Origin of the sequence: Burkholderia sp. (assembly GCF_018375725.1) — a bacterium.
Taxonomy (GTDB): Bacteria; Pseudomonadota; Gammaproteobacteria; order Burkholderiales; family Burkholderiaceae; genus Burkholderia.
This window is the reverse complement of sequence record NZ_JAHACR010000099.1, coordinates 1-12,960: the sequence shown is the minus strand read 5'-3', so window position 1 is coordinate 12,960 and position 12,960 is coordinate 1. Positions and strand designations below refer to the sequence as shown.

Annotated in this window: 14 protein-coding genes and 2 pseudogenes; 8 read left to right on the top strand and 8 right to left on the bottom strand. The window is 64.0% G+C overall.

Annotated features, from left to right (window positions below):
- Together KH616_RS12985 and KH616_RS12980 are read right to left on the bottom strand one after the other, a co-directional pair.
- Positions 1-538, bottom strand: a pseudogene (locus KH616_RS12985) (GGDEF domain-containing protein); the annotation flags it as partial.
- 791 nt (positions 539-1,329) lie between these two features.
- Positions 1,330-1,607, bottom strand: a pseudogene (locus KH616_RS12980) (catalase); the annotation flags it as partial.
- 96 nt (positions 1,608-1,703) lie between these two features.
- Here KH616_RS12980 and KH616_RS12975 point away from each other — a divergent pair.
- Positions 1,704-1,898: a YqaE/Pmp3 family membrane protein gene (locus KH616_RS12975; protein ID WP_292245030.1), complete on the top strand. Its 195-nt coding sequence runs from the start codon at positions 1,704-1,706 to the stop codon at positions 1,896-1,898.
- Positions 1,899-2,000: 102 nt separating this feature from the next.
- Here KH616_RS12975 and KH616_RS12970 read toward each other — a convergent pair whose 3' ends face one another.
- Entirely contained in the window at positions 2,001-3,530 is a 1,530-nt protein-coding gene (locus KH616_RS12970) for an FAD-dependent oxidoreductase (RefSeq protein WP_292245028.1), read from the bottom strand.
- A 285-nt stretch (positions 3,531-3,815) separates the two neighbouring features.
- Here KH616_RS12970 and hmpA point away from each other — a divergent pair, with 285 nt between their 5' ends.
- Complete coding sequence (hmpA, locus tag KH616_RS12965; RefSeq protein ID WP_292245026.1) at positions 3,816-5,033, top strand: NO-inducible flavohemoprotein; 1,218 nt, start codon at positions 3,816-3,818, stop codon at positions 5,031-5,033.
- 82 nt (positions 5,034-5,115) lie between these two features.
- Here hmpA and KH616_RS12960 read toward each other — a convergent pair whose 3' ends face one another.
- From KH616_RS12960 to KH616_RS12950, 3 genes are all read right to left on the bottom strand, one after another.
- Positions 5,116-5,385 (bottom strand): hypothetical protein, encoded by a 270-nt coding sequence (locus tag KH616_RS12960; protein WP_292245024.1) that lies wholly within the window; start codon positions 5,383-5,385, stop codon positions 5,116-5,118.
- A gap of 65 nt (positions 5,386-5,450) precedes the next feature.
- On the bottom strand, positions 5,451-6,269 hold the full coding sequence (locus KH616_RS12955; RefSeq protein WP_292245022.1) for a family 1 encapsulin nanocompartment shell protein: 819 nt from the start codon (positions 6,267-6,269) through the stop codon (positions 5,451-5,453).
- Positions 6,262-7,311: a Dyp-type peroxidase gene (locus KH616_RS12950; RefSeq protein ID WP_292245020.1), complete on the bottom strand. Its 1,050-nt coding sequence runs from the start codon at positions 7,309-7,311 to the stop codon at positions 6,262-6,264. The genes KH616_RS12955 and KH616_RS12950 overlap by 8 nt, the downstream gene beginning before the upstream one ends.
- A 468-nt stretch (positions 7,312-7,779) precedes the next feature.
- On the opposite strand from KH616_RS12950, the gene KH616_RS12945 reads away from it, so the two are divergent.
- From KH616_RS12945 to KH616_RS12925, 5 genes are all read left to right on the top strand, one after another.
- Positions 7,780-8,061, top strand: a complete 282-nt coding sequence (locus KH616_RS12945; protein ID WP_292245018.1) for a LysR family transcriptional regulator — start codon at positions 7,780-7,782, stop codon at positions 8,059-8,061.
- Between the two features lie 394 nt (positions 8,062-8,455).
- Complete coding sequence (locus tag KH616_RS12940) at positions 8,456-8,887, top strand: phosphate-starvation-inducible PsiE family protein (protein ID WP_292245032.1); 432 nt, start codon at positions 8,456-8,458, stop codon at positions 8,885-8,887.
- Between the two features lie 85 nt (positions 8,888-8,972).
- Positions 8,973-9,164, top strand: a complete 192-nt coding sequence (locus KH616_RS12935) for a hypothetical protein (RefSeq protein WP_292245017.1) — start codon at positions 8,973-8,975, stop codon at positions 9,162-9,164.
- 143 nt (positions 9,165-9,307) lie between these two features.
- Positions 9,308-9,763, top strand: coding sequence for a DUF1269 domain-containing protein (locus KH616_RS12930; RefSeq protein ID WP_292245015.1), 456 nt, complete (start codon positions 9,308-9,310; stop codon positions 9,761-9,763).
- Positions 9,764-9,834: 71 nt separating this feature from the next.
- Positions 9,835-10,083 (top strand): hypothetical protein, encoded by a 249-nt coding sequence (locus KH616_RS12925; protein ID WP_292245013.1) that lies wholly within the window; start codon positions 9,835-9,837, stop codon positions 10,081-10,083.
- Between the two features lie 238 nt (positions 10,084-10,321).
- Here the strand turns inward: KH616_RS12925 and KH616_RS12920 are convergent, their stop codons facing one another.
- The gene (locus KH616_RS12920) at positions 10,322-11,482 is read right to left on the bottom strand and encodes an NAD-dependent formate dehydrogenase (RefSeq protein ID WP_292245012.1); all 1,161 of its coding nucleotides are present in this window, start codon (positions 11,480-11,482) and stop codon (positions 10,322-10,324) included.
- A gap of 312 nt (positions 11,483-11,794) precedes the next feature.
- Here KH616_RS12920 and KH616_RS12915 point away from each other — a divergent pair, with 312 nt between their 5' ends.
- A complete protein-coding gene (locus KH616_RS12915) occupies positions 11,795-12,172 on the top strand; it encodes a DUF5594 family protein (RefSeq protein WP_292245010.1) in 378 nt (125 codons plus the stop codon).
- 256 nt (positions 12,173-12,428) lie between these two features.
- Here KH616_RS12915 and arsN2 read toward each other — a convergent pair whose 3' ends face one another.
- Positions 12,429-12,866, bottom strand: a complete 438-nt coding sequence (gene arsN2 / locus KH616_RS12905; protein ID WP_292245009.1) for an arsenic resistance N-acetyltransferase ArsN2 — start codon at positions 12,864-12,866, stop codon at positions 12,429-12,431.
- Between the last annotated feature and the right edge of the window lie 94 nt (positions 12,867-12,960).

Here is a 12,960-nt window from a genome sequence, read left to right as displayed (position 1 = left end):
GCCATGCGCCGCTGCGCTCGGCCAGCAGCGCACCGACACCGATCGGCAGCACGCCGAGCGTGATCTGCGTCATGGCAAGCCGGGGCAGCGCCGCATTGCGCGACGCGATTCCGCCGAATACCCCGCCCGCCACCATGACGGCCAGCGCGCCGACTTCGACGTCGGCGGCTTCGACGCAGCCCATCGTGCCGAGGCCGAGCAGGAAGCATGCGGCGAGCGACACGGGCGCATAGCGCAACGCCCAGCATTCGGCGCGATCGTCGCCCGCATCGCGACGCGTCACGTACGCGCGGGCGATCGCGAGCCGCGCGACCAGCAGGCCCAGGTCGGCGACGAGCCACAGGAGCGCCCAGGTCTGCTGCAGGCGGATCAGTGCAACCGTGGCGACAAAGCAGCTTGCGAGTCCGGACAGAAACATCGGCCGGATATCGTCGAACAACGTGGACAGCATGGAAGGGCGCATCTCCGCGGTGACGCGGTGATGGCCGGAGGGGGGCGTGGCGACTAAGGAGTGCAGGAGGAATGCCCTGACCGCCATGATCGATGACCTCGACACGATATCTGCTGGACGCGCCCGTGCAAGCGACGACGCGGGCGAAACAGGAAATCGGATGCGCATGACGTTATCACGAAACATCCCGTCTTGTCGGACGATAGCCGGCATGCCGGATCGGGCGGCGTGCCGCCGCGCACACGCCCGGCGGATGCTGCGCCAGCGCGGGTGCATGGGCACCGATTTCTCCTGCGGCATGCAAGCAAGACGCGCGCCCGCCATTGTCGGATCATTGGCGGTCCGCCGCGTGTCGGGCGATATTGCATGCGGTCCGGCATGCTGCATCGGGATCGGGCCGGTCGCGCGGCGTTCGCAAGGTTCGGCACGACATCAATGCCTGCGCTAGCCTGCTCTCCAGTAACGGATGCCGGATCGTGACACGGCAGACGCTCGAGGCGTCCGAGGGCCGCCAGGCGAGTCAATAACCGCCACCTCCGCCCCCGCTACCGCCGCTGCCCCCAGCCCCGCCATAGCGGCCGACGGCATGGTCGCCGAACCGGTGCCGTCCGGCGACGTGCAGCCTGCGTCGAGCAGAAGTGCCAACGCCGCGATAAGTGCGACGACCAGCGTGATCGGTTTCATGTCCCCCTCCGGTCGATATGACGAAACCGCATGTCCGGCCCGACGATCAGTGGTCAGCGTCAGGGCGGAAGCGACCGCTACGAAACGTTCAGCAGGACGGGGTTATTCCGCGCCCGGTTCGTCTCATTGCCAATCGGTATCGATCGGTCGGTGCGGATAGCCGGCCGGAAGTCATGCGTCTTGCTGATCGTCGCCTGCTGCGCCGTGCCGGCAAGCGGCGTCCGGACATACTTGCAGCGCGGGTTCTGCGTCAGATCGGCGATCGTCGGCGGTTCGTCGTTCACCTCGCCTTTTCGGTCGCCGCTGTTTATCGCATCATCTGGCTGTTGTTCACCACCGGCACATGCGGACGGTTGATCGGCAAATCGTCGAAGTTTGCGCCGAGCCGGTACATCTGCGTATCGGCATAGGAGAGCAGGCGGCCCTGCAGCATGCGATCCTCGGACAGGTCGATGCCGATCTGCAGCGCCGGAATCAAGATGGATGCGGGCCGTTCCCTGCACCATGTACGTGAACATCCGTACCGGCCGTAACCGGGAAAACCACATTAAACCAATCGAGGATCGATATGCGTCTGCTGCTTGCGTTGCTTCTTCCGTGGCTTCAGTTCTTCACGATCGGCAGACCGTTTGCCGGCATCATTTGCCTGCTGTTGCAGATCACGCTGATCGGCTGGATTCCGGCAGCGATCTGGTCCGTCTACGCGCTCAGCCAATACAAGACCGACAAGAAAATCGAGCGTGCACTGTCCGGCCGCAACTGACGCCGGAAGACCAGCCGGCGCAATCGCGCATGCGGCGACGCTCCGCGGCACATGACTGCGTCGCCGATCACGCATCCGTGTCATTCACGCCCGGGTAGACGATCATGCCGGCGTCTCCCGCTCGAAGGCGACTTCCGCACGAAGATTCGCGAGGTCGCGGCCGACCGTGGCGACGGCGAGCCGCTTGCCATCGCGCCAGTAGGTGACCGTGCAGTCATGCGCGGCGGGATCGCCATCCACGTCGACGCGATCCCATTGCTCCGCATGGCCGACATAGTTGATGGCCACATCGTAGTGCTGCGTCCAGAAGAACGGCACCGCATCGAAACGCTGCCGTTTGCCGAGAATATTCTGTGCGGCAATCGCACCCTGGCGTTCGGCGACCACCCAGTGTTCGACGCGAATGCTTTCCCCGGTCCGCGGATCCGGCCAGCGCGCGATATCACCAGCGGCATAGATGTTCTGTACGCTCGTCTGAAGGAACGCGTCGACCGACACGCCGCGATCGATCGCGAGGCCCGCCGCCTGCGCCAACGCGAGATCGGGGCGGACGCCGATCCCCGTCAGGACGAGATCGGCGGCAAGCTCCACGCCTGTCGACAGTCTCACGCGATCCTGCTCGATCTCCGCGATCGTGGCTCCGAGATGGAACACCACGCCGTGCGATTCATGCAGCGCCTTGACCATGTCGCCGAGCGTCGCGCCGAGCACATGCTCCATCGGATGCGCGCCGGGGGCGACGACATGGACCTCGAGCCCGCGCTTTCGCAACGCAGCCGCGGCTTCGAGACCAATAAAACTCGCGCCGACCACGACGCATCGGCGCGCCGTCGCGAAACGCGCGATCAGTGCGTCGCAATCGGCCAGCGTGCTCAGCACATTGACGTGCGGCAGCGTTGCGCCGGGCACGGCGAGCCGCACCGGTTCGGAGCCCGTGGCCAGCAAAAGCGCGCCGTAGCTCACCACGCCGCCGTCCGAGAGCGTGACGGTTCGTTTCGCCGGGTCGAGCTTGACGACACGCACGTCGCAACGCACGTCGATCCGATTTTCCGTGTAGAAATCGATCGGGCGCAAAGGCAGCCAGTCGGCCTGCGCAGTCCCGGCGAGATAGTCCTTCGATAAATTCGGCCTGTCGTACGGAAAGGCGCGATCGGCGCTCAGCAGCGTGATCGGGCCGGCGTAGCCTTCACGGCGCAAGGTCTCGGCCGCGATGGTGCCCGCGGCACCGCCGCCGACAATCACCACCGATTCGGGCGCCTGTGCGGCCGGCAGTTTCGTCGGCTGGACTGCCGGCAGCGCTTCGTGCACGAAGGCCTTGCCATCGTGCTGCTCGACACGCCAGCATTTCAGATCGTCCTGCGCGGGCGCGCGAAGCATCTCGCCGGTGCGAAGACTGAAGCAAGCGTGATGCCACGGACATCGAATCGTATCGCCGACCAGCAATCCGTCGGCGAGCGGTGCACCGTAATGCGTGCAGGTCGCGCCGATCGCGAACAATTCGTCGGCGCGGCGCACAAGCAGAACCGGTTCGTCGCCGACGTGGCCCGTCAGCATGCCGCCATCGGCGATATCGGCCACCGGGACACCCTGTGTGAAGTCGGGGTTGTCCGGAGACGAAGAAGCTTCGGTCATGGCATTTCTCCTTGCTGATCGGGGACATGCGCATTATCAACCTCGGCCCCTTCACGAAAAAGATACAGAACCGCGCATGCCGCTACCGCCACGCGATCGCACGTGCCGCATGATGCGGCGCACTGTGCCGGCGCGTAACGACTGCATCACGCAGCGGAATGATCCGGGTCATCCGAGGTACCTGTCGCAAAAGAATCATATTGCATATTGCTTTAGAACCGTGGATGTTCATAATGCATTCCAGGCTTGGGCATATGAACGCATCACCTTGCACCGGAGACAGTCATGTTGACGCAGAAGACCAAGGACATCGTGAAAGCCACCGCGCCGGTTCTGGCAGAGCACGGATATCCCATCATCACGTGCTTTTACAAGCGGTTGCTGGACGCGCATCCCGAACTGAAGAATGTGTTCAACATGGCGCACCAGGAGCAGGGGCAGCAACAGCAGGCACTGGCGCGCGCGGTCTATGCCTACGCAGAGCACATCGAGGATCCGACCAGCCTGATGGCGATGCTGAAGACCATTGCGAACAAGCACGCGAGCCTGGGCGTCCGTCCCGAGCACTATCCCATTGTCGGGGAGCATCTGCTGGCGGCGATCAGGGAGGTCCTCGGCGCCGCGGCGACCGACGAAATCATTTCCGCCTGGGCGCAGGCCTACGGCAATCTGGCCGATGTCCTGATGGGCATGGAGACCGAGCTGTACGAGCAATCCACGTCGCGGCTGGGCGGCTGGACCGGCTGGCGTCTTTTCGTCGTTCGCGAGAAGCGCCCGGAAAGCAGCGTGATTACGTCCTTTATCCTCGAACCCGCGGACGGCGGCGTCGTCGAGAACTTCGAGCCCGGACAGTACATCAGCCTGGCGATCGACGTCCCCGCGCTGGGCCTGCAACAGATTCGCCAGTACAGTTTGTCGGACATGCCGAACGGGCACAGCTATCGCATTTCCGTCAAACGCGAAGACGGCGGCGGCGTCAACCCGCCGGGATTTGTTTCATGCCTGCTGCACGAGCATGTCAATGTCGGCGACGAGGTCAGGCTGGCCGCGCCGTATGGTACGTTCCACATCGACGTCAATGCCAGGACGCCGATCGTGCTGATCAGCGGCGGCGTCGGGCTGACCCCGATGATCAGCATGCTCAAGCGGGCGATACAGGATCCGCAGCGGCAAGTGGTATTCGTGCACGGCGCACGCAACAGCAAGGTGCAGGCGATGCGCGAGCGGCTGCGCGAGATAGCGAAGTCGCATGCCAACTTCCGTCTGACGGTGTATTACAGCGAACCGTTGCCGGAGGATGTGCCGGGCAAGGATTACGACTACGCCGGGCATGTCGACGTCAAGGCGATCAAGAACGAGATCCTGCTGCCGGATGCCGATTACTACATCTGCGGCCCGGTGGCGTTCATGCGGGCGCAACACGATGCCTTGAAGGCGTTGGGCATACACGAGGCCCACATTCATTACGAAGTGTTCGGCCCGGATCTGTTTGACGAGGAATAGACGCGTTGAACGCGCGGTGCGCGCAGCAGGCTGCGCAAGTGGGCCAGCCTGCTGCGCGTCGCCGGTGCCGTCCTGCCGTGGGTCAGCTTTCGAGATTCATGCCGAGTCGCCGCCGCGCCACCTGTTTCAGGCTGGTCGCGAGCGCAGGGTCGGACAGACCGTTTGCCCAATCGGAAAACGAATCCTCGACCGTGTCGCGCCGATCCGGCGGCAACTCGCCGAGCAGGAGCGAGACCACGGTGAACAGCACCGCGATCTCGGCTGTCTGCCCGCCGGACGACGTGTTTACCGCCTTTTTCAGGGTCTCGACCGAGGCTTTCAGTTGCTGGATGGCATCGTTCGTATCGCTCATGAGCGTCTCCTTGCGGGGTGGGTACGGTCGTCGGCGGGCAAGCGCCCGGTACGGGGCGCCTGCGATTATTGCTTCGGCGCGGGTTGGTGCGGCGCAACCGCCACCGACGCTTCGCTCGTCAGCATCAGGAACGTGAAGGTTTCCCGCAGGTACAGCCGAACGACCGTGTCGGTGTGGCTGATATAGCCGATGGAAACGTCCTCGCCGAGGTGCAGCTCATAGTCGCCGCCACGGGTCGTCAGGACACAGCCGCCGCTGATTGCGGGCGCCCAGATGATTTCGCCGCTGACGATTCGCTTGATGTGATCGATGACCGGATAACCCTGATCGCGCGCCTCGCTGAGTGCCGTGTAGGCGTCCGCGCCGAGCAGCACCGAGTAGGGGCCGTCCACGCCTGCGAGCCGCAGCGATTCGAGCGCATTGCTGATCGCGTCCGGGTAGGCGCCGACTTCAGCCGGCAGCGTGAGCTTCCGGTTCGACGTACCCTGGCGGATCCCCTCGATACCCGCAGCCCGATAACCGTCGAAAATCGCGTTGTCTTCCGCATACGCGAGCCGCTGCGCCGCCTCTTTCGCAGGCTGCCAGTCGGCATTGCGCGCGCCGCGACCGACGCTGTCGATTTCATCGCGGCGGAGTTCGAACGGAACGGTCAGCTGCACGAGCGCCTTGACCTCGCGCAGCCGGGCATCGACGTGCTCCCGCGGCGCGGCGATCGTGCTCAGGTGCCCCGTACCGACGCCGGACAGCTCGGCGCCGCCCGGGCCGATCACATCCACGACACGACGGCCGGCAACGGAACGTTTGAAGGTCCGCGCCACTTCCTCTTCGATTTGCTCCCATGCGGCGGAGGAGATCGGTGCGAGCTGGCGATGTAGGTTATTCATTCGGTTGGGTTCCTTTGAGCGATCCGATGTTCAGCGAGCCGCCATGAAGCGGCTCGGTCGATTCAGTGGCCGCCGGCTGGGCGGCATCCGTGGCCGGCGCGTCACGATCCGCGAGCGCGTCGAGCAGGTCGGCCGACGGCACGAAGAACAGCGAGCCGGTGACTGCGCGGCTGTAATCGAGCAGGCGATCGTAATTGCCGGGCGGGCGGCCGACGAACATGTTCTCGAGCATCTGCTCGATGGGTGCGGGCGAGCGCGCGTAGCCGATGAAGAACGTGCCGAACTCGCCTGAGCCGGGACGCCCGAACGGCATGTTGTCGCGCAGGATCTTCACTTCCTGGCCGTTCTCGGTCAGCGTCGTGAGCGAACTGTGCGACGACGACGGCTTGACCGCCGGGGCGAGCTCGATATCGGCCAGCTTGGTGCGGCCGATGATGCGTTCCTGTGTTTCGACCGCCAGCGCATTCCAGCCCGCCATGTCGTGCAGGTATTTCTGCACGATCACATAGCTGCCGCCGGCGAATTCCGCGTCTTCGTCGCCGATCACCGTGAAGTTGACCGCCTCGCGCCCGGCCGGGTTTTCCGTGCCGTCGACGAAGCCGATCATCGCCCGCTGGTCGAAATTGCGGAAGCCGTGCACTTCATCAACGACCGTCACCGCATCGCCGAGGCGGCCGAGCAACTGCGTCGCAAGTTCGAAGCACAGATCCATCGCATCGGCGCGGATGTGCAAGAGGATATCGCCGGGCGTCGATACGGCCGTCCGCTGCCCCGCGCCGAACTCGCGAAAGGGATGCAGCGATGCGGGACGCGGCCCGCCAAACAGCGTATCCCATGCATCGGAGCCGAACCCGCATACACACGAAAGATTGCTGGACGGCACGCGCTTGCTGACGGCGCGCACGAGGGCGGCGATGTCGCCGCACCATGCACGGATCGTCTCGGCATGATGCTCGCCCGGGTTCATCGTCGCCACGAGAAAAATCGCGTTGCGCGTGGTCGGGCTGTGGACTGCTTGGGAAAGGGGGGGAGGAGTCAGCATTGGATCTCGCCAGTCATTCATGCCAGGAAGAAATGGGCCGCAGGCCCGACGGCGCACGAAAACGAGCGATGGGAATGTGTCATGCGTCTGTTCTCTTGTGTGACAGGTCGGGGAATCTTGCGGGGCGCGCAATCAACCGCCGCTGCGCAACAACGCGGCGAATTCGCGCAATCCGACGCGGACGACTCACGCACGGCACGCCGCGGGCGTGCACGGAGCATGCCGGCCCCGAACCGTTCCTTCACCGATCGTCGCTGGCCCTCGCGTACAGCTGACCGCGTCGCATTACATCATTCGGCTTGCAATCTAACAGTTTCAGCGGTTCTTTGGAACACATCGCGTCCATCTGTAATTCGATTGCATCAATCGAAGCCAGATTTCGCCCGGCGTGCAACGCTGTGCTCTTGATGCCATCGCGGCGCGTGCAGTAGATTAGGATCGCTCTGCCATCTGACGAGGTGCGTCACGATGAACCTTCTGGAATCGATGCGCATTTACGTCGTGGTGGTCGAGCATGGATGCCTGGCCCGCGCGGCGACCGAACTGCAAATCGGCGAGTCGGAGATCAGCGAACGGATCGACTGTCTTGAACGGTATCTCGACTGCCATCTTCTGCTTCGTCATGCACACGATGTCACGTGCACCGACGCCGGTGCGGCATTCCATGAGCGTTGCCGGACGACGCTGTCGGCGGTCGAGCAGGCCATTGCCGAGACGGGCCGGCGCGCGCCGGCTGCACGGGATCACTGATTGAAGGAAGGAAGCGTTCGCGTGGATATGCGCATCCGCATGTCCGCCCACTGAATCAACCCGGAGCATCGGAAAACACAGATACGCCCGCATTCGTCGACACACCGCCGGGCGCGTTGCGTGCGCAGCCATTCAGGCCACGCCGCCGCGACGCCGGCACCGATGTGCGCACCGCGACCGAATGCCGCTCATGCCTGTCACGCCGCCCGACGACAATACAGATCGACTGGCGCGAACAGGAGACGCAGTCACGCAGCGCCAGCGCAGGCCGCGACGATCGTCGGCCAGCCCGCCGGGGAAGCCGACGATATCGACCGCACGACAAGCGGCTTGTCCGCTCCGAAACATTGACCAACCCTTCACCCCGCACATCACCTTGAATACACCACAAACGATACATACCCCCGCAGACGCAGTCCGCCGGCGATTCGCGCGATTTCTCCATGTGGCCGAGCTGTCCGGCCTGATCGCGCTCGGGCTCGCGACGGTCTTCGCGATGGCACAGGAAGTGGTGAAAGTCGTCCAGGCGGGAACGGTTTCGCTGACCGACCTGCTGCTGATGTTCCTGTACCTGGAAGTGCTCGCGATGAACGTCCGCTACCTGCGCTTCGGCCGGTTGCCGGTTCGTTTCCCGCTCTACATCGCCATGGCGTCGCTCGCACGAGACCTGATCCTGCGCGGCGGATCGGACCATCCGGATCACATGCTGATGACGACAATCGGTATCGTCCTGCTCGCCATCGGCGTGCTCGTCCTGAGTTTCGGACAGCATCGCTTCCCGGTCGAAGTGGACGAGGCGGGCGACGATACCTTTGGTAGCCGATAGCATCCGCGGCACATCGTGAGCGGGCCGGCGGCTGGCGCCGGTCGCTCATGTATCAGGATGCCGATATTTGCAGAGGGAACGGATCATGAGTGCAGTCGACAAGGCCCGCGCGGCCGAACTTCAGAACATCTCCGCGCACGCTTACCAGTTGGCAAGGGATGCCTACCAGCCCGGCGCGGCGCCGGCGGACAGGCAGGCCGCGGCTGCCAGGCAGCAAGCAGCCGCAAAGACCTATCTCGACGCCGCGAAGGCGCGCGAGGCGGCGACAGGCGTCTGACGGCAGGCGCCGCGGGCAACCGGAACTCCGTTCGCGCAAGCAGGCCCGATGCGGATGCCGCGTCGCGGAAGTGGGCGAATCCGCGGGACGGCGCGGCTTTGGCACGCGCGATCCATGCATATCACGTACGCAAGAGGTTTCAGATGACGAAGCAACTGATCGTTGCCGTTTTCGGCAACGTCGATCTGGCGCAAAAGGCCGCCCGCGATTTCGATGCACTCTCCCAAAAGGATGTGGGGTTCACCATCGAAAACGGTGTCATCGCGGAAAAGGATGCCGCGGGAAAACTCGCGCTGCTGGGCGCCGAGACGCACCCGTTCTGGGGCGGCGTCGTGGGTGCGATCACGGGCGGGCTGCTCGGCATGCTGGGCGGCCCGGTCGGCGCGGTGGCCGGCATGACCGCGGGTGCGAGTACCGGTTTGATCGCCGATACGGCAGGCAACACGCTGCTGGATGCCGAATTCGTCGAAATGGTGTCGGCGAAGCTCGCGCCGGGCAGCGTGGCCGTCATTCTCGAAGCGAAGGAAGCGACGCCGTTTTCGGTCGACAACGTCGTGACGGGATTCGGCGGAACGGTTTTCCGCAACGCGCTGGGCTGATCGTGTCAGACGGGCAGGCGGCGCACGCCGCCCGATTCGATTGCATTCCACGACCGTATGGAGGTGCCGACGTGCGCATTGACCAACAATACCGCCGCTTCAACATCGCGGCGACGCTGTCGCCGTTGCCGGGCAACCGGGGGCTGGCAGTCGTCGACGTGACGACGGAAGATCCGGGCCGCATCGCCGATCTCGGCACCGAGCAGTTCCTGCAGATCCGGAAGTGGATCGAGGCGAACGACGCAGACCTTCTCACGGTCGTGTTGAACGAATGCAAGCTGGCCATCGATCACTATGCCGACAATGTCGACGACGCCTGATTGCTGACGGCAGCGCAGTTCTCGCACCGGCGCGTGCCCGCTGATATGACATGTGGCGGCCTGCGTGCACCGATGTGGCACGCACGATGTCCGCCGTTGACGGAGCGGAACGCCACTGCCGCGTCTGGCCGGAAAATGCGGACGCCGCATTGACCGCGAGCGACATGCAATCCCGGATCCTGCCGCCAAAGGGCGACGCGCGTTCACGCGCGCCGCCCGATCAGATCTGCACCGGGCTTCAGTTCAGCCGGTAAGACTTCGCGCCGGTTCCTGCGAGTGCGCCGCCGGCGACGATCAGGTATTCATTCCGGATCGGCGTGCCATTGAAATAGCACTGCAGTATTTCCAGCGTGCCAGCCGCATAACGCGCCTGTGCCGACAACGACGTACCGGAGATATGCGGCGTCATGCCGTTGAAGGGCATCGTGCGCCACGGGTGGTCCGGCGGCGCCGGCTCCGGAAACCACACGTCGCCCCCGTAGCCCGCGAGGTGGCCGGACGTGAGTGCGCGCACGACGGCATCGCGATCGACCAGTTTTGCCCGTGCGGTATTGATCAGATAGGCGCCGCGCTTCATGCTCGCGATCATCTTGTCGTCGATCAGGTTTTCGGTCGACGGATAAAGCGGAATCTGGAGATTGACGATATCCACGGTGCTCACGAGCGATGCCACATCCGGGTGGTATGTCAGCCCCAGCTCCGCTTCGATATCCGCACCGAGCCGGTGACGCTGCGTGTAATGCAGGTTCAGGCCGAAGGGCTTCAGCCGGCGCAGGACGGCAAGACCGATGCGGCCCGCACCGACCGTACCGAAATGCATCCCTTCGATGTCATAGCTGCGGGACACGCAATCGGCGATATTCCAGCCGCCCTGTTCCGAAACCTGGTGCGACGGCAGGTAATTGCGGATGAGCGCCAGGGTGGTCATCACGACGTGTTCGGCCACGCTGATGCTGTTCGAACCGGTGACCTCGGCGACCGTAATGCCGGCCTTCGCCGCGGCCTCGAGGTCGACGTGATCGGAGCCGATGCCCGCAGTCAAGGCCAGTTTCAGCTTCCTGGCCTTGGCGATGCGTTCCGCCGTCAGGTAGGCCGGCCAGAACGGCTGGGAAATGACGACCTCGGCTTCGGGAAGCCACTTCTCGAATTCCGAGTCGGGACCATCCTTGTCGCTCGTCACAATGAGCGTATGTCCGTGCGCTTCCATGTAGCTGCGCAGTCCCAGCGCACCCGATACCGACCCGACGAGTTCGCCGGGCTTGAATCCGAGCGGGCCGCTCGGGGTCGGGGCGGTCTGGCCGTCCGCATATCGCGTGATGGTCGGGATTTCGTCGCGCACGTAGCGCGGCGGATAGCCATCTACCGGATCAGGGTAGAGGACGCATAGGACGATTGCCATTGTGGGTTGACTCCTTGGATGCTTCGTCGGTGCCGCTCGCGCCGGGCGATGCCGCGCGAGCCAGGATCGCCTCGCGGTTTCGATGCATGGTTCTGCCGGCCGCCGCCCCCGATGAACCGGTCGAAGCAGAACCGGCCCGCGACACAAGGCGAGGCGGCGATGATCGATTTCTACCCGGACAGCGCACCATATACAAGTAACAGTGCGCGTGGCGGTTGGCCGCAACGTTCTCTGTGTCTGTTCTTTTGAATCATGACGTCGATAATGGCGACGTTACGTGATCGTCACGATATTTTTGGGCAAGAGGATGAAATGACTCCAGAACAGCATGCACGTTTCGAAACCGACTATGCGCCGCGCATCGTGGAAAGATTGCTGAGTCTGTATCGGCATGGCGACGTGAAGGTCAGCGTCGTTCCGCGCGACCCGCAGGGCCGGCCCGCCAGCATTTCCGTGATCGGCATCACGTCGGAGGTCGGACTGCCGAATCGCCTGAATGCATTCCTCGCATGGAGCGACGACGCCATCGAGCGCCTGCTGGCCGAGCCGGACCGGAGCCGCTTCGATCGCTATCTGGCTGCGCTGCCGGTCAAGATCGAACAATGGCAGATGGAACTGCCGGTCGATTTCAGCACGAGAACCCAGCGCGATCCGGAGATCATGATCAGCGATCTCGACTTCGACGCCTGACCCACGCCGTTCTCATGTGCGGGCGGTGGGCGACGTCGTGCCGTTTTCGCCTATTCGCTCGCCTTTCGCCCTTGGGCATCGAACACGGCGTCGCCGTCCTCCTTCGCGAACGGGCCGCGTTGCGACGCCGGAAGGATGTCCAGCACGCGCTCTGACTGACGGCAGAGCCGAACGCACGGCGGCGCGACGACAAACGGACAATTGATCAGAGCCGGGCGGGCCGGCATTGGACAACGCGCCGACGCTGTGGCGCTCGTCACAAGGCTGACAGAACGCGCAACATCGACACGGCCGATCCCGGACATACGCCCTGGAATTGGCTCGACGCCAATACCAAGGGCGGTACGTCGCCGCGCGCAATACGCACAAAACCGTGACGAGTGAAATAGGCCTCTGCGGTCGTAGTGAGGAGAACCAGCGCCCGGACGTGGCGCGCATGGCACGTGGCGACTAACTGCGAAACGATACTCTGCCCCAAACCAGAATCGCGCGCATGTTCCGCAACCGCGATGGAGCGCAAAAGTGCGGCGTCGCCGTAATGCTCCACGCCACCGCACCCGCACACCGTCGAATTTTCAATCGCGACCATAAAATTCTGCAAATGGTCGCTCACACCGACGACGGGCAGACCGCATTGACACAGCAGCGCTTCAAGCGACGCCAGGTCGTCGACCGTGGCGGGACGGATCTCCATCGTCACTCCTTGGGCTGGGTATTAGATACTCCGCTGATTCACGCGCCGCGAAAGCGCCTCGGCGCTTTCCTTTCGCTCGCTGTACCGGTCGACC